Origin of the sequence: Salibacterium lacus (genome assembly GCF_042684865.1) — a bacterium.
GTDB classification, from domain to species: domain Bacteria; phylum Bacillota; class Bacilli; order Bacillales; family Marinococcaceae; genus Salibacterium; species Salibacterium lacus.
In genome coordinates, this window is sequence record NZ_JBHUML010000002.1 from 325488 (window position 1) to 341216 (window position 15729).

General features: G+C 46.7%; 18 protein-coding genes. 17 read left to right on the forward strand and 1 reads right to left on the reverse strand.

The features are described 5' to 3' along the window. From spoIIIAF to spo0A, 17 genes are all read left to right on the forward strand, one after another. A complete protein-coding gene (gene spoIIIAF / locus ACFSUB_RS02440) occupies positions 1–627 on the forward strand; it encodes a stage III sporulation protein AF (protein WP_380711592.1) in 627 nt (208 codons plus the stop codon). Beyond that, a complete protein-coding gene (spoIIIAG, locus tag ACFSUB_RS02445) occupies positions 617–1264 on the forward strand; it encodes a stage III sporulation protein AG (protein WP_380711593.1) in 648 nt (215 codons plus the stop codon). The genes spoIIIAF and spoIIIAG overlap by 11 nt, the downstream gene beginning before the upstream one ends. Continuing rightward, the gene (locus tag ACFSUB_RS02450; protein ID WP_380711594.1) at positions 1261–1887 is read left to right on the forward strand and encodes a SpoIIIAH-like family protein; all 627 of its coding nucleotides are present in this window, start codon (positions 1261–1263) and stop codon (positions 1885–1887) included. Before spoIIIAG ends, ACFSUB_RS02450 begins: the two co-directional genes overlap by 4 nt. A 161-nt stretch (positions 1888–2048) precedes the next feature. Further along, positions 2049–2435: a hypothetical protein gene (locus ACFSUB_RS02455; protein WP_380711595.1), complete on the forward strand. Its 387-nt coding sequence runs from the start codon at positions 2049–2051 to the stop codon at positions 2433–2435. 45 nt (positions 2436–2480) lie between these two features. After that, positions 2481–2879 carry an Asp23/Gls24 family envelope stress response protein gene (locus ACFSUB_RS02460; RefSeq protein ID WP_380711596.1) on the forward strand — a complete coding sequence of 133 codons (399 nt, stop codon included), beginning with the start codon at positions 2481–2483 and terminating at the stop codon, positions 2877–2879. Positions 2880–2911: 32 nt separating this feature from the next. After that, a complete protein-coding gene (gene nusB / locus ACFSUB_RS02465; protein ID WP_380711597.1) occupies positions 2912–3307 on the forward strand; it encodes a transcription antitermination factor NusB in 396 nt (131 codons plus the stop codon). A 13-nt stretch (positions 3308–3320) separates the two neighbouring features. After that, entirely contained in the window at positions 3321–4178 is an 858-nt protein-coding gene (folD, locus tag ACFSUB_RS02470) for a bifunctional methylenetetrahydrofolate dehydrogenase/methenyltetrahydrofolate cyclohydrolase FolD (RefSeq protein WP_380711598.1), read from the forward strand. Between the two features lie 2 nt (positions 4179–4180). Further along, on the forward strand, positions 4181–5581 hold the full coding sequence (gene xseA, locus ACFSUB_RS02475) for an exodeoxyribonuclease VII large subunit (RefSeq protein WP_380711599.1): 1401 nt from the start codon (positions 4181–4183) through the stop codon (positions 5579–5581). 19 nt (positions 5582–5600) lie between these two features. Next, a complete protein-coding gene (locus ACFSUB_RS02480) occupies positions 5601–5819 on the forward strand; it encodes an exodeoxyribonuclease VII small subunit (RefSeq protein WP_380713156.1) in 219 nt (72 codons plus the stop codon). Beyond that, complete coding sequence (locus ACFSUB_RS02485) at positions 5816–6703, forward strand: polyprenyl synthetase family protein (RefSeq protein ID WP_380711600.1); 888 nt, start codon at positions 5816–5818, stop codon at positions 6701–6703. Before ACFSUB_RS02480 ends, ACFSUB_RS02485 begins: the two co-directional genes overlap by 4 nt. Positions 6704–7385: 682 nt before the next feature. Continuing rightward, on the forward strand, positions 7386–7982 hold the full coding sequence (locus ACFSUB_RS02490; RefSeq protein ID WP_380711601.1) for a hypothetical protein: 597 nt from the start codon (positions 7386–7388) through the stop codon (positions 7980–7982). A 25-nt stretch (positions 7983–8007) separates the two neighbouring features. Further along, positions 8008–9897: a 1-deoxy-D-xylulose-5-phosphate synthase gene (gene dxs, locus ACFSUB_RS02495; protein ID WP_380713157.1), complete on the forward strand. Its 1890-nt coding sequence runs from the start codon at positions 8008–8010 to the stop codon at positions 9895–9897. A gap of 3 nt (positions 9898–9900) precedes the next feature. After that, positions 9901–10713 (forward strand): TlyA family RNA methyltransferase, encoded by an 813-nt coding sequence (locus ACFSUB_RS02500; RefSeq protein ID WP_380711602.1) that lies wholly within the window; start codon positions 9901–9903, stop codon positions 10711–10713. A gap of 113 nt (positions 10714–10826) precedes the next feature. Further along, a complete protein-coding gene (gene ahrC / locus ACFSUB_RS02505; protein WP_090925830.1) occupies positions 10827–11276 on the forward strand; it encodes a transcriptional regulator AhrC/ArgR in 450 nt (149 codons plus the stop codon). Between the two features lie 24 nt (positions 11277–11300). Continuing rightward, positions 11301–13022, forward strand: coding sequence for a DNA repair protein RecN (gene recN / locus ACFSUB_RS02510; protein WP_380711603.1), 1722 nt, complete (start codon positions 11301–11303; stop codon positions 13020–13022). A 115-nt stretch (positions 13023–13137) separates the two neighbouring features. After that, positions 13138–14349 (forward strand): SpoIVB peptidase, encoded by a 1212-nt coding sequence (spoIVB, locus tag ACFSUB_RS02515; RefSeq protein WP_380711604.1) that lies wholly within the window; start codon positions 13138–13140, stop codon positions 14347–14349. Positions 14350–14644: 295 nt separating this feature from the next. Continuing rightward, complete coding sequence (spo0A, locus tag ACFSUB_RS02520) at positions 14645–15436, forward strand: sporulation transcription factor Spo0A (RefSeq protein WP_380711605.1); 792 nt, start codon at positions 14645–14647, stop codon at positions 15434–15436. A 94-nt stretch (positions 15437–15530) separates the two neighbouring features. Here spo0A and ACFSUB_RS02525 read toward each other — a convergent pair whose 3' ends face one another. Continuing rightward, positions 15531–15695 (reverse strand): hypothetical protein, encoded by a 165-nt coding sequence (locus ACFSUB_RS02525; RefSeq protein ID WP_380711606.1) that lies wholly within the window; start codon positions 15693–15695, stop codon positions 15531–15533. Positions 15696–15729: the final 34 nt, after the last annotated feature.

Here is a 15729-nt window from a genome sequence, read left to right on the forward strand (position 1 = left end):
TTGGAAATTTTTCAAGAGTGGATGAGTCATTTGATTATTTTTCTGCTGGCTGCGTTTGTGCTTGAACTGCTGCTGCCTTCTTCCTCCTTTCAAAAATACGCAAGACTCGTATTATCCTTTATTCTGATGCTTCTGATCATTGAACCGCTTATGAACCTGGCTTCCATTGATGCAGAACAGGAGCTGGAAAAAGCGCTTGGAGAGTGGCGGAATGAATCGTTTCCAGAGCTGTCGATGGAATCAGAAATCAACCAGCAGAAAAATGAAATAGAATCGGGACAAGATGCATATATTTCAAAACAGGTGTCCCGGCGGCTCCAACAAGAGTCGCAGGAAGAAATCCAGGATAGGTGGGGATGGGAGGTGGAAAGTATATCGGCAGAATCCATGGAGGATAACAAAGCGGCGTCGTTTTCCGTTCACGTTGCTCTGCGTAAAGTAGAAAAAGGGGAAGAAGACAGCAGCGTGGTGGATCCGGTTCGTATTGAGCTGGATAAAGAGAATCCATCTCAAGATAATAGGAACGGGGATATAGATGAAATCCGGACGTACCTGTCCGATACTTGGGGGATTCCAGAAGAACAGGTGGAGATTTCAATAACGGAGGAGGGGGAGAGTGCCGGATAACAAAACCATCACCCCCGTGAAAAAACTAAAAGAATGGCTTAAGCCGGGGAAGGATGCTTCTTCCAAAAAGTCTTTCCCATTATATCTTGGTGTACTTTTGCTTGCCGGCATTATTTTCATGGCAGCGGGGGCCTTTCATGATGAAAAAGAACAGCCGGAACCACCGGCGCAGGAACCAAAAGAGACAGAGAAAATAAGAGAGGAAGGGTCCACGGGGCCGGGGTTAAGGGAAGTAGAAAAAGAAATGCAGAAACGATTGAAAAGCATGCTGGAAAACATATCCGGTGTAGAGAAGGCAACGGTTATGCTGAATCTGGAAGGGACCGAAAAGAAAGTGTATGAAAAGGACCGCACACTCAATCAGCACACGACAAATGAAGAAGATCCTGAAGGCGGGACAAGAGTTCAGGAAGAAGGAACAACAGAAGAACAGACGGTGATTGTACAGCAGGACGGTGAAGAAACACCGCTGCTTTTGTATAAAGAGAAACCTGAAGCAAAAGGGGTGCTTGTCGTTGCTGACGGAGTGGAAGATCTGAAAGTAAAGGAATGGGTGGTCGAAGCCGTAACGAGAGTTCTGGACATTGCACCTCATAAAGTGTCTGTCTTACCGGAGGACCAAATGGAAGGAGAATGAAAATGGTATTAAAAAAGCAGACAGTATGGCTGATGACAATGGTCAGCTTAACGATTGTGCTGGCAGTTTATTATGTTACCTCACCAGAAGAAACAGCCCGTGACAACGAACAGGAGGTTGGACAGGGAGAGGAAGAGGCAGCTTCTGTGATGGAAGAAGAAGAGTTGTCTGAATGGCTCTCGGATGAAGAAATGGAAACAACCGTCGAAGAGACAGAACCCGCCGCCGGTGAAGAATCCAACCAGAAGGGGCAGGTTTCAGAAGAAACAACGGACAACCTTTTCAGTGAATTCCGTATGGAAAGAGATGAATCAAGAAGCCGTCTGCGGGAAGAATATACAGAAACGATTGCTTCAGAAGATTATTCCGCAGCAGAGAAAAGTGAGGCATACGAAAAAAGAGAACAACTTCAGGAACAGCAGCACCGCGAGAGCACGCTGGAAAACTTAATACAGGCAGAAGGGTACGCGGAAGCCGTTGTTATCCCAAGGGAAGAACATACCCGGATTGTTGTTGCGGCAGAATCGCTGTCGAAAACCGAAGCGGCGGATTTGAACCGGATTGCTCATGAACAGCTGGGGACCGAAGACGTGGTTATCGGCCACCAGACGGCGCAGAATTGAAGATCAAAAAACCTGCATTTCCATCCCCCCGCGTGGATGGCTGCAGGTTTTTCTTTTTGTACAGGGAATGGAGGATATAATGAAAAAACAGCGCCGTCATGATATAATTTATAAGGATAGAGTTATACAGGAACAGTAATGAAAATGAGGAGAGATTATTCATGGAATGGGCGGATTTAACGGAAGGCGCCAAAGCGGTGCTGGAACAGACGAGAAATATGAAAAACGATCAAATACAGATCGTTGAATTTGAAGTCGGATTTGAAAATAATTATGGAGAAGGCGGCAATCAGTATACCGTCTCCATCCAGGAAGACGATTACGACAACCTAAAGAGATTTACAAAAGAAAATGAATACGGGGACAAATACCACATGGCCCGTAACAAAAATATCGTAAAAATCATTCTGCTTGAAAATGATCAAATCCCCGATAATTTATCGGAATTCCCGGTGTTCCGCCAGTATAAATTTGATTATCTCCAGAAGAATGAAGAAGCACAAACTGAGGAAGAGCACCGGGATGAAAACAAGGAGGATCAACAGTAACAGCAGGTTACTCTGAAGCTGAAAAAAGATCCGGAGGTGAATGGTGTGAGTGAATACCGGACTATAGATCTTGAAGAGGAAAAAAATGAACTGGGTAAGATTGAAATATCCCCTGAGGTGATTGAAGTAATCGCCGGCCTTGCAGCTTCGGAAGTGGACGGAGTACACGCACTTCGAGGTAACTTTGCAACAGATGTAGCCGAGCGCCTCGGCAGAAAGAATCACGGGAAAGGCGTTAAAGTGGAACTTCTGGAAGAAGGAGTAAAACTTGATATTTCCCTGCAGCTTCAATACGGCGTTTCTGTTCCGGAGGTGGCTGCTGAAGTTCAGACAAATATTCAACAGGCGCTTCAGACTATGACCTCCATTACAGTTGAAGCCATCAATGTGCATGTGCTTGGTATTCAGCTGGAGCTGCAGCATGAAACAGAACAGCAGGTATGAGAAGGCACGGATAAAAAGAAGGAGTCAACGAAATGAATCGACGTTTAGCAAGACTGAGGGCGGTCCAGGTGTTATTTCAGATAGACCTCACAGACGCAGAGTGGGAGCAGGCACTGGACAATACCCTTGAGGACGATGAGACAGCTGATGATTATCTTCTGGAAGTACTGCAGGGGACGCTGCAGCATATTACAGCAATTGACGAAACGATTAAGCAGCATCTAGAGAACTGGACACTGGACCGGGTGGGAAATGTCGATAGAGCAGTGCTTCGTGAAGGGGTACAAGAAATGAAGTATATGGACGATATTCCGCTGCACGTCAGTGTCAATGAAGCTGTGGAAATTTCGAAGGCTTTCGGTGGAGAAGAATCAGGGAAATTCGTAAACGGTGTGTTATCAAGCATTTTGAAAAGCTACGAATCATGAAGGAGGAACACCCATGACAGCAGAATTAATAAGTGGTAAAGAAGTGGCGGCCGATCTCCGCAGCCGGATTAAGGATAAAGTCCAGTCCCTCGCTGACACTGTCGTACCGGGTCTGGCAGTGATTCTTGTCGGTGATAATCCAGCATCCAGATCTTATGTAAGGGGAAAGGAAAAAGCTTCTGCCGAAGCAGGGATATATTCTGAACTGACAGAAATGGCTGATGATGTTCCGGAAGAGACACTTTTAAACAAAGTACAGGAGTATAACAATAATCCCGATATTCACGGCATTCTCGTACAGCTTCCGCTCCCGGAGCATATCTCGGAGAAAAAGGTGATTGAAACCATCTCACCGGAAAAGGATGTCGATGGTTTCCACCCGGTCAACATAGGACGTATGATGACAGGCCAGGATGCTTTTCTTCCCTGTACTCCTTACGGCATCATGCAGATGCTGCATTACAAAAACATTTCGGTTGAAGGAAAGCATGCTGTGGTTATCGGGCGCAGCAACATCGTCGGAAAACCCATCGGCCAGATGCTGTTAAATGAACATGCTACTGTTACATACTGCCATTCCAGAACGGCGGACCTGAAACAATTCAGCAGAGAAGCTGATATCATCATAGCCGCCGCCGGCAAAGCAGAGTTTATTACACAGGATTATATTAAAGAAGGGGCCGTCGTTATTGACGTGGGCATGAATAGAAAAGATGACGGTTACCTGTGCGGAGATGCCGATTTTGACGATTTGAAAGAAAAAGCATCTTTTATTACCCCGGTTCCGGGTGGTGTCGGACCGATGACCATCACCATGCTCCTTTACAATACGCTGCAGTCGGCTGAGAAGCATACTTCAGGTGAACAGTAAAGATGAATCTGGACGAGCAGTGGCTGACGGTCTCTCAACTTACCACCCGGATAAAGAAGACTATTGAAATGAATGACCATCTGCAGCAGGTGTGGCTCCGGGCTGAGATTTCCAATTTTAAAAAGCACAGCCGCGGTCACATGTATTTCACCTTAAAAGACGAAAAAGCTAAAATCTCAGCGGTGATGTTTGCAGGAAACAATCGGAAATTGAATTTTGTTCCGGAAAACGGAATGAAGGTACTGCTCCAGGGGCACATTTCTGTTTATGAACCATTTGGACAGTACCAGCTTTATGTCCGGGAAATGGAACCTGATGGAATCGGACAGCTTTATATCAGATATGAACAACTGAAAAAAAGCCTTGAGGAAGAAGGACTTTTTTCAGAAGAACGAAAGAAACCGCTTCCTGCCGTTCCGAAAGAGATAGCCGTTATCACTTCCCCGACGGGAGCAGCGGTGAAAGATATCATGACGACATTAAAACGAAGGTTTCCGCCCGCGCGCATTACTCTTTTTCCGGTCCTCGTCCAGGGCCGGGAAGCTCCTGATTCCATTGTACATGCGATGGATCAGGCAGAGAAGATGGGGATGTTTGATGTCATACTGTTCGGCAGAGGTGGCGGCTCGATCGAAGAACTGTGGGCTTTTAATGAGGAAATAACAGCGCGGAAGATTGCATCATTGTCGACGCCGGCTGTATCGGCGGTTGGTCATGAAACAGACTTCACCATTGCTGATTTCACAGCAGACATGCGGGCTGCTACACCGACAGCGGCGGCAGAGCTTGCCGTGCCGGTGCTTTCTGATCTGTTATCCGATTTGTCCCAGTTAAAATCAAGACTGGTGCGGGCGCTGCAGGCGGACACAAACCAAAAGAGAGAGCATCTGAAACGTTTGAACCGGTCTTATGCTTTCCGGTATCCCTCTCACCTGTTACAGCAGAAAGAACAGGAACTTGACCGGATAATCGAGAGAATCAACAAGAGTCTTGAGAACCACCGAAAAAACAGGGAAGTATCGCTGCAGTCTCTGACAAAAAGGCTCCACCGCCGGCATCCGCACCAGCTTCTTGAAAAAGAGACGGACAGGCTGTCCTCTCTCAAGACCCGTACAGATAAAGCGGCGGCCCGGGTGGTGCAGAATAAGCGGGGACAGTTTCAGCACGTTCTTCAGAAACTGCGTATACTCAATCCTCTTGATATTATGGATAGAGGATATCATGTAGCATATACAGAAACAGGAAGCCTTTTGTCGTCTGTTTCCCAATTGAAAAGCGGAGATGATATGACAGTGTATCTTCGTGACGGACAAATCGAAGCAGAAGTAAAACAGGTAACAGATGTTACGCTGATGGACAAAATGAATAACAACAACGGGGAAGGAGGCAGTAGACGTGAGTGAAGAAGAACAGCAGGAAGAAATGTCGTTTGAACAGGCGATGGAGAAACTCGAAAAAATCGTAGAAAAACTCGAAGAAGGAGATGTTCCTCTTGAAAAGGCGATAACCATGTATCAGGAAGGGATGTCTCTGTCGAACACATGCCATGAAAAGCTGCAGAAAGTAGAGAATCAGATGGACCGCATTGTAGAAGAAGACGGGGAGATAAAGCCTCTTTCCGCCGAGGAGGAAACAGAGTGACGCTGACTGAGTTAAAACAATTCATGGATATCCACAAAAAAGAAATTGATGAGCGGATGCCTTCTTACATTGAAACGATGAAAGGTCCGCAGACACTGAAGGAAGCCATGACTTATTCCATTCAGGCGGGCGGGAAAAGAGTGCGTCCGCTTTTAATGCTGGCAGCGGTATCTGCTTTTCGTTCTGTGGAAGAACAGGACTATCAGGCAGCCTGCAGTGTGGAAATGGTCCATACATATTCTCTTATCCATGATGATCTTCCGGCTATGGATGACGATGATTACAGGCGCGGCATGCCCACAAACCATAAAGTATACGGGGAAGCCTTTGCAGTACTTTCCGGAGACGGTCTTTTGTCTAAGGCTTTTGAAATGATCAGCACACTTACACATATAAATGATAACCGGAAAGTGAGGATGGTGATGGAGCTTGCGCAAAGCTCGGGTCTTGAAGGAATGACCGGCGGACAGGCAGCTGATCTGGAAGGGGAGAACAAGACACTTGAATTAAAAGATCTTGAATACATTCATGATCATAAAACAGGTGCGCTTCTTACCTATGCTGTTACAGCAGGGGCCGTGCTTGGTAATGCTCCGGAAGAAGATATCAAGAAATTGAAGCAGTTCTCCAGGGAACTCGGTCTCGTTTTTCAGATCAGGGATGATATTCTTGATATAGAAGGAGACCAAAATGAAATGGGGAAAGCACCGGGCAGCGATGAAGGAAGCAACAAAAGCACGTACCCAAGTCTGCTCACTATGAACGGGGCAAAAGAAAAACTCGTTTTTCACGCAGAGAAAGCGAAATCATTTCTTCCGGGATCTTCTTCCTATTCCTCCCTTCTGAAAGATTTTGTCGATTATGTGGCAGAGCGCGCACACTGATAGAATCATTTGTGCCTGCTTTTGGTTTCATGGTATAATAAAGTCAACAAAACTGGATGGTGCAGTATTCTAGTCGATTCTCCATTCTCGAGGGCGGGCCTAAAAATCCGCTGAAGGGCACATCGATGAAGTTCCTGGTTTTGGCTCGAGGCGCCCAGCCTTGGGTCGATGCTGGGAGTAAAGGCGTAAGGGCGATCCACAACGGCATGTGGGCGTGAACCCTTTCGCCGCGGAGGCCTTTTGTTACAAAAGGTAAGACCTGCAGTGCGGGCCAAGGGAAGGTTTGCTTGCAGCGTAGCCTGCCTTGAGTGGAGCAGCGGGGAAGAAGGTCGATAGGAAGATAATAACGCTTGGCCGGCGGTTATCTTCCTATTTTCTGAAACCTGCTCTGCAAAAGAGGCTAAGAGAGTGGCACGGAATTGCCGGGGAAAACTCCTAGACTGTTCCGAATGGACGGTTGGAGTGGATTGCAGTGTGTTCTAAGTGGCAATCCAGTCTGATGTGCGGTAACGCCATCAACCGGTCTTTAAAGGGAAACCGCCGGAACGGCGACGTTCCGGCAGACCGGTGGGAAAACCTACTGGACCTAAGACACAATGTTTACGCTTCATACCGACCATCCGGTTTTTACATACCTTTAGTATAACCAAGGTTGTCAAAAAATATCAGGTGATAGGTGAAAATGAAAAGTGTTTGGAAAGATTCAATACGATGGAGTGGTTTAATTGCCGTTATCACGCTGGTGTTAGCGGCTATTTTTTCAATGGTGTCCACGGCGTTTCTGTCCGGAGTCGGATGGGCCGTCGGCATGTTAATCGTTTTTGTCATCATAATGACCGGCGTGTTTTTTGACATGATTGGTGTGGCAGCTACAGCTGCCTCAGAGAAACCATTTCATGCTATGGCTGCCAAAAAAATACCGGGGGCTTATCATGCCATGCTCGTAACGAGGAATGCTGATAAAGTGGCCAACTTCTGCGCTGATGTTGTTGGAGACATTTCCGGGGTAGTCAGCGGAACGGCGGCTTCTGCTGTTGTCCTGCAGCTCACGTTTGCAGCGGGTTCCGGGGACGGCAGTACGCTGCAGTTCGTTCTTAACGTTATTTTTACAGCCGTGGTGGCGGCGCTTACAGTGAGCGGTAAAGCTCTCGGCAAGACGTTTGCGATTACAAAATCAACGGCTATCGTATACAAGGTCGGTAAAATCATCTATGTTGGTGAAGATAAATTAAAAATAAAGATATTTAAAAAGAAAGAACGAAGTATGAAAAACACTTAACACTCCGAAAGTGAGGGTTCACTTGATGGACGTAAACACGATAAAGGACCCGGCATTCATCAAAGACTGCAGCCGGCGTGAACTGCAGGAACTGGCCGGGGATATACGGAACTTCCTTATTGAGCAGCTCTCTGTGACTGGAGGCCATCTGGGGCCGAACCTTGGGGTTGTGGAATTGACACTCACCCTGCACGCTCTCTATCAAAGCCCGAAAGATAAACTGGTATGGGATGTCGGTCACCAGACCTATGTTCATAAGGTTCTCACCGGCAGAGCCCCGTATTTTGATACACTGCGGAAATACCAGGGCTTGTGCGGTTTCCCTAAACGAAATGAAAGCATTCACGATATCTGGGAAACCGGTCATGCTTCTACATCTTTGTCGGCGGCGATGGGTATGGCCGCGGCCAGAGACATTAAAGGGACAGATGAGCAGGTGGCGGCGATTATTGGTGACGGGGCGCTTACCGGTGGTATGGCGCTTGAGGCATTGAATAATATCGGTCATCAGCAGACGAACATGACCATTATATTAAACGATAACGAAATGTCCATCGCACCGAACGTTGGAGCTCTCCACAGCATTCTCGGACGTCTGCGGACAATGGGAAGGTATCAGAAAGTAAAAGATGATCTGGAATACCTCATTAAAAAAATCCCGGCTTTTGGAGGAAGACTTGCTTCAACAGCGGAACGGCTGAAAGACAGCCTGAAATACCTTCTAGTATCCGGTATGTTCTTTGAGGAACTCGGCTTTACATATCTGGGTCCTGTGGATGGTCATGATTTTGATGACTTGAACTCCAACATTAAGTATGCCCGGGACACGAACGGTCCTGTCATTGTTCACGTCCTGACGAAAAAAGGAAAAGGATACGGGCCGGCGGAAAATGACGCCAAAGGGACCTGGCACGGGCTCGGACCTTATAAAATCGAATCAGGTGAAGTGGTTAAAAAGCCCGGACCTCCTGCTTACAGTGCTGTTTTCAGCAGCACCCTGCAGCGCATTGCCTCCGAGGACACAAGAGTGGTTGCACTCACAGCTGCCATGCCGGGAGGTACGAAACTGGATCAGTTCGGGGAAGCATTCCCGGACCGCATGTTTGATGTCGGCATCGCCGAACAACATGCTGTAACGATGGCGGGCGGACTTGCAACGCAGGGCATGAAGCCGGTATTCGCTGTATATTCCACGTTTTTGCAGCGCGGGTATGATCAGCTGGTTCATGACATATGCCGGCAGAACCTGAACGTATTTTTTGGTATCGACCGGGCCGGCCTTGTCGGTGCAGACGGGGAAACGCACCAGGGAGTATTTGATATTGCTTACCTTCGAAGCCTCCCGAATATGAAGATTTTGATGCCCAAAGATGAAAACGAACTGCAGCATATGATTTACACCGCATACCGCTGGGATGACGGTCCGATTGCAGTACGCTATCCCCGCGGTAACGGGTATGGTGTGAGCATGGATGATGAGCTGAAACAACTGGAAATAGGAAGATGGGAGACGCTGCGGGAAGGAAAAGATGCTGTCATTCTTTCCTTTGGAACGATGCTTCCTGCAGCTTCAAAAGCAGCGGAACAGCTTGCAGAGGAAAACATTTCCGTCCGGGTTGTAAATGCATGTTCGGCCAAACCACTCGATAACGATATGCTGATACAGATATATGAAGAGGATATTCCGGTGCTCACACTTGAAGAAGCAGCACTGAAAGGAAGTTTTGGAAGTGCTGTGCTTGAACATGTTCACGACCATGGTCACCATGGCATGATTGTGGAAAGAATGGGTGTCCCGGACTGGTATATTGAACACGGAAGTGTCCCGGAACTTTATGAAGAAATTGGACTGACTGCCGAAGAAGTGCAGAAAAAGGTACGGGCTCTTCTTCCGCAGAAGCAGAAAAGAGCGTGAGGCATGAAAAAAGAAAGAATTGACACCCTGCTGGTGGAACAGGGGTTTCTCGATTCACGCGAACAGGCAAAACGCGCTGTGATGGCCGGCATCGTGCTCGCTGACGAGGAACCGGTCGATAAACCGGGCACAAAAGTGAGCCGGACAGCAGTACTGCGTCTAAAAGGCAGTACCCAGCCCTACGTGAGCCGCGGCGGCCTGAAACTGGAAAAAGCACTCGATGTCTTCCAGATTGATATGGAAGACAGAGTGTTTCTGGATGTCGGAGCGTCAACAGGAGGTTTTACGGACTGCGCGCTGCAGCGTGGAGCCTCCTCTGTTTACGCAGTGGATTCCGGGACCAACCAGCTTGCCTGGAAGATTCGCAATGATGAGAAAGTAAAAGTCATGGAAAAGTACAATTTCCGGTATGCCGACCCGCATGACTTTCAGCCGCGCCCGGACCGCGCGGCTGCTGATGTATCCTTCATCTCCCTGAAACACCTTCTTCCTCCGCTTTCTTCCATCCTTGCTGAAGACAGCAGGCTGAGTCTTCTCGTTAAGCCTCAGTTTGAAGCCGGGAGAGAGCAGGTTGGAAAAAAGGGCATTGTCCGGGATCCCGCCGTTCACAAGAACGTGCTGCATGACATTACAACATGTGCAGAAGCAGAGGGCTTTCATCCTGTATCGCTTGATTATTCACCGGTAACAGGCGGAGACGGCAATATTGAGTATCTGCTGTATCTGGAGTGGCACCCCCGTAACCTTCCACAAACTCATGCAACCCGGGATATACCCCGTATAGTAGAGCAGGCTCATACCTCCTACGCTCAGTGAGTTTATGTTTCTGTCCATTTTTAGTATTAATTTTTAATCATGTTATTGTATAAATATAAAAAATTGGTTATGATAAACCTGCATATTAAAAATGGACAGGCGGGGATTTTATAATGAACAAAGGGCAACGACATATTAAAATCAGGGAATTCATTTCCGAATACGATATTGAAACCCAGGATGAACTGGTCGACCGGCTGAAAAGAGGCGGTTACAATGTTACGCAGGCAACCATTTCACGGGATATCAAGGAACTGCACCTTGTGAAAGTGCCGACTGCCGACGGACGGTATAAGTACAGCCTGCCGGCGGATCAACGTTTCAATCCGCTTCAGAAGCTGAAAAGAGCCATGATCGACAGCTTTATCGGTATCGATCAAACCGAAAATCTGATTGTGATGAAAACTCTTCCCGGCAATGCCAATGCTGTAGCTGCTCTCATAGACAACCTGGACTGGGAGGAAATCATGGGAACCATCTGCGGAGATGACACGATTTTGATTATCTGCAGGGAAAAAGATCAGACGAGCGAAATGATCGACCGGTTTTTGGATATGCTTTAATCTCATTTGGATCGAGGTGCTGTCATGCTCGAAGAGGTCACGATAAAAAATTTCGCCATCATTGAAGAATTAACCGTTCGATTTACGGACGGGCTGACGGTCCTTACCGGAGAAACAGGTGCCGGTAAATCCATTATTATTGATGCCATCGGTCTGCTGATCGGCGGACGGGGATCTGTGGATTATGTGCGCCACGGAGAGGAAAGAGCCGAAATGGAAGGACTGTTTCATGTTAATTCTTCGCATCCTGCGCGGGAAGTACTGGAACAAACCGGTATTGAAATGGAAGAAGACATGCTCATTCTGCGCAGAGACATCACAAATAAAGGCAAAAGCATCTGCAGAATAAATGGAAAACTGGTGACGCTTGCCGTCCTCAGGCAGGTCGGGCAGTCTTTGGTTGATATCCACGGACAGCACGAGCACCAGGATCTGATGCAGCCGGAAAAACATCTTTCTGTTCTGGATCGTTATGCCGGAAAAAAAATCAGTGATACATATAATGATTATCTCCAAAGGTACCGCAGATTCACAAAGCTGAAAAACGACTGGAAAAAATGGCAGGAAAATGATCAGGAAACGGCCAACCGGCTGGATTTTATTCGGTATCAACTTGATGAAATCGAAAAAGCGGAGCTGGTTCCAGGTGAAGATGATGAACTTGAAAAAGAAAAGTACATGCTCTCCAACGGAGAAAAGCTCTATACTCAGCTTGGCCACGCCTACGAAAGTCTTTACGGTGAGGGCAGAGGTATGGACTGGGCAGGACTTGCCGTCACCCACGCCGAAGAAGCAGCGTCGATTGATGATGACATGCAGCCGATTCTTGAATCATTACAGACAACGTATTATACGCTGGAGGAAGCTACGTTTTCTCTCCGGGAAAAAATGGATGCCATTTCATTTGATCCCGAGCGGCTGAATGAAATTGAAGCCAGACTTGAAGAGCTGAAAAAGCTGAAACGTAAATACGGTGACAGTGTCACCGACATTCTTGCTTTTGCATCAAGACTTGAAGAAGAAATCGAGTCGTTGTCCAATAAAGAAGAAAAGCTAGGGGAAATGGAAAAAGAAATGCATGAAACTGCGCTTGATCTGCAGGTTGAAGCTGATACACTCACCGATTTGAGAAAGCAAGCAGGAGAAAAGCTGGCAGAAGACGTGAAACAGCAGCTTCAGGATCTGTTTATGGAAAACGCGGATATGCAGGTGCGCGTTACACCAGCTTCCAGCGGTGTATCTTATGAATGGGAGCAGGGTGTTTCTGTTTTTAATGAAAACGGCCAGGATAACGTGGAATTTTTGATGGCGGCCAATACCGGTGAGCCATTGAAGCCTCTGTCCAAAACAGCTTCAGGCGGGGAATTGTCCAGAATTATGCTCGCTTTAAAAACCATACTGTCCGGATATCAAAATGTAATGAGCATCATTTTTGATGAAGTGGATACGGGTGTGAGCGGACGCGTCGCCCAGGCCATCGCTGAAAAAATATACAACGTATCGACTGGTGCGCAGGTGTTGTGCATCTCCCATCTTCCTCAGGTCGCCGCTATGGCGGATACGAATTTGTATATCGAAAAGCAGGAGCAGAAGGACCGTGTAACAACAAATATAAAACCACTTGAAGACCTGCAGAAAACGGATGAAATTGCCAGGATGATTTCCGGAGTGGAAGTGACCGAATTGACAAGAGACAATGCCAATGAACTGCTGTCAATGGCGGAAAAAATCAAAACCAATTCATGAAAAGCCCACCTTTTTTGGTCGGCTTTTTTGTTTATCCTCCTTATAAATCAAGTTCAAAGAGGCAACATTAGAACTACTGCAGAACAACAAAAGCGGGGATGAGGAGGATAACGATATGGATTGGGGGAGAAGAGCGGCAGGACTTTTTTTATTGGCTCTGTTTGCAGGGCTGCTCATGAACGATTCGGTGCAGTCTTATTTAAAAATACCAAATCATATTACAACATTTGAAAAAGCGGCTGATTATATAGAAAATACAGGAAAGATGAACGGCGAGGAGTGGAACGTTACAGATATAACTCCATCTTCGGCAGCCGTACAGGCAGGCAGCCTGCCCGCGAAACGGACGAAGATAAATAAAATTCCCGAGCTGCAAGTAATACCCGGCGGTCATTCCATCGGGGTGAAGCTGCAGTCCAAGGGAGTAATGATTATAGGTTTTCATAATATTTCGTCTAATGAAAAACGTTTTTCGCCGGCAGAAGAAGCCGGATTAAAAGCCGGCGATCAAATTATTGAAATCGATGGAGAAAGAGTGCAGCATCTCGAGGATGTTGTCAGAATGGTGGAAAGCAAAGACGAAAACAAAATCAAAGTGAAAGTGAAACGGGAAGAGGGAACTATTGAAAGAAACATTCCTCTGCATGAAGGAAAGAACGGAAGGGTGATGGGTGCCTATATCCGAAACGCTGCTTCAGGAATCGGCACGTTAAGTTTTTATGAACCGGAAGATGGTAAATTCGGTGCTTTGGGACATGTCATAGCTGACGCTGATACCAATAAACCCATTTCGGTCGATAACGGAGCTGTTATGAAATCAAACGTAACTTCCATTGAACGGGGAAGTGACGGAAAACCGGGTGAAAAACAGGCGTCACTTTCCGAAGAGGAACCGCTTGGCACCGTAACAAAAAATACGTCATTTGGCGTGTTCGGCACCTTAAGCCCGGATAAAATCGATCATCGCGCGCCTATGCCGGTAGCGTTTGCCGATGAAGTAAAAACCGGTCCCGCACAGATATTGACTGTGTTGGAAGGGGACAAAGTGGAGGCTTTTGATATCGAAATTGTGCAGTCCATGCCGCAGATGAAAGCAGCTTCAAAGGGTATGGTTATCAAAGTCAAGGACGAGGAACTGATGGAAAAAACAGGAGGGATCATTCAGGGAATGAGCGGCAGTCCTATCATTCAGGAAGGCAAAATCGCCGGGGCTGTCACTCATGTGTTTGTAAATGACTCCTCTTCCGGTTATGCGTGCCACATCGAATGGATGCTCGAAGAAGCGGGAATAGATACATTTCAGGAGAAGCGCAATAAAGCTGCATGATAAAAAGAGGCGGGCTGACGACCCCGCTTTTTTTTATGCGTATTTCATCCTTCCCAAGCTGATTTTTAAGTATTGAAAAGTATGGTATTCTGAACATATAAAGATTATTCGACAAAAACACCCTGCAATTTATGTCAAACGTCGAATAAAGTCGCAAATGAAAGAAAAAAGGAGATAACACTTTCTAATCAATTTTTTTAAAGAAATTTGAAAAAAATGAAGGGTTATCGGTATTGTTGTTGAAATACATTACTGAGAGTGAAACCTTGTAATTAAAAATGAGGAGGTACAGCCAGTGAGTAGTAACATTAAAGTGTGTGTGGCTGACGATAACAGAGAATTGGTCGGCCTGCTGAATGAGTACATCGGCGCTCAAACAGACATGGAAGTGACAGGATACGCGTACAATGGCCAGGAGTGTCTGAAAATCGTAGAGGACTCCAGTCCGGATGTGCTCGTCCTTGATATTATTATGCCTCATCTCGACGGTCTTGCTGTTCTTGAGAAGTTGTATACGGCTTCGGCTCCCATGCCTAAAATTATTATGCTGACGGCCTTTGGTCAGGAAGAAGTGACGAAAAAGGCAGTGAACCTTGGTGCCTCTTATTACGTACTCAAGCCTTTTGATATGGAAACCTTGATCTCCAATATCAGGGAAGTCAGTCAGGAGCAGATGTCTTCTTTTGTACCGAACAGCAGTGTTATCAGGGAAACACAGGAAAAACCGAGCACGCTCAATTTAAGCCAGAGCATTACGAACATTATTCATGAAATTGGCGTTCCTGCCCATATTAAAGGGTACATGTATCTGCGCGAAGCGATTACTATGGTCTATAATGACATTGATCTGCTCGGTTCCATTACGAAAGTGCTGTATCCGGATATTGCCAAAAAATACGACACCACGTCAAGCAGAGTGGAGCGCGCCATCCGACATGCGATTGAGGTAGCATGGAGCCGCGGCAATGTGGACTCCATTTCCCGGATGTTCGGTTACACCGTCAACGTCTCCAAAGCCAAACCCACCAACAGTGAGTTTATTGCGATGGTGGCTGACAAATTACGGCTTGAGCATATGGTGAGTTGAACGGCACTCTGAATTCACATTGTAAAACCCCTTCTATTTACTGATTACCGGTGAATAGAAGGGGTTTTTGTGGTTTTATTGTATTTATTTTATCTTAATCCTGGATATAGGTCTGGAACAAAGCAGCCAGTCTGTCATTGATTGGTCTCATCTGTTCAATCCGCTCTTTTTCCGGATTATATTGAATCGTGTAATGTTCTCCATTATAGGAACTGACATACATGTCAAAACCGTGTCTGGATTCCATGTACTGAAACAATGTTTTCCCTCCTTCTCGTGTCCGTTGTGTCTAA

Excerpts from the sequence above, each read along its gene's own strand:
- ACFSUB_RS02450 (WP_380711594.1), top strand. The coding sequence starts at position 1,261 with ATGAAAATGGTATTAAAAAAGCAGACAGTATGGCTGATGACAATGGTC.
- ACFSUB_RS02455 (WP_380711595.1), top strand. The coding sequence starts at position 2,049 with ATGGAATGGGCGGATTTAACGGAAGGCGCCAAAGCGGTGCTGGAACAG.
- nusB (WP_380711597.1), top strand. The coding sequence starts at position 2,912 with ATGAATCGACGTTTAGCAAGACTGAGGGCGGTCCAGGTGTTATTTCAG.
- folD (WP_380711598.1), top strand. The coding sequence starts at position 3,321 with ATGACAGCAGAATTAATAAGTGGTAAAGAAGTGGCGGCCGATCTCCGC.
- xseA (WP_380711599.1), top strand. The coding sequence starts at position 4,181 with ATGAATCTGGACGAGCAGTGGCTGACGGTCTCTCAACTTACCACCCGG.
- ACFSUB_RS02480 (WP_380713156.1), top strand. The coding sequence starts at position 5,601 with ATGTCGTTTGAACAGGCGATGGAGAAACTCGAAAAAATCGTAGAAAAA.
- ACFSUB_RS02490 (WP_380711601.1), top strand. The coding sequence starts at position 7,386 with ATGAAAAGTGTTTGGAAAGATTCAATACGATGGAGTGGTTTAATTGCC.
- dxs (WP_380713157.1), top strand. The coding sequence starts at position 8,008 with ATGGACGTAAACACGATAAAGGACCCGGCATTCATCAAAGACTGCAGC.
- ACFSUB_RS02500 (WP_380711602.1), top strand. The coding sequence starts at position 9,901 with ATGAAAAAAGAAAGAATTGACACCCTGCTGGTGGAACAGGGGTTTCTC.
- ahrC (WP_090925830.1), top strand. The coding sequence starts at position 10,827 with ATGAACAAAGGGCAACGACATATTAAAATCAGGGAATTCATTTCCGAA.
- recN (WP_380711603.1), top strand. The coding sequence starts at position 11,301 with ATGCTCGAAGAGGTCACGATAAAAAATTTCGCCATCATTGAAGAATTA.
- spoIVB (WP_380711604.1), top strand. The coding sequence starts at position 13,138 with ATGGATTGGGGGAGAAGAGCGGCAGGACTTTTTTTATTGGCTCTGTTT.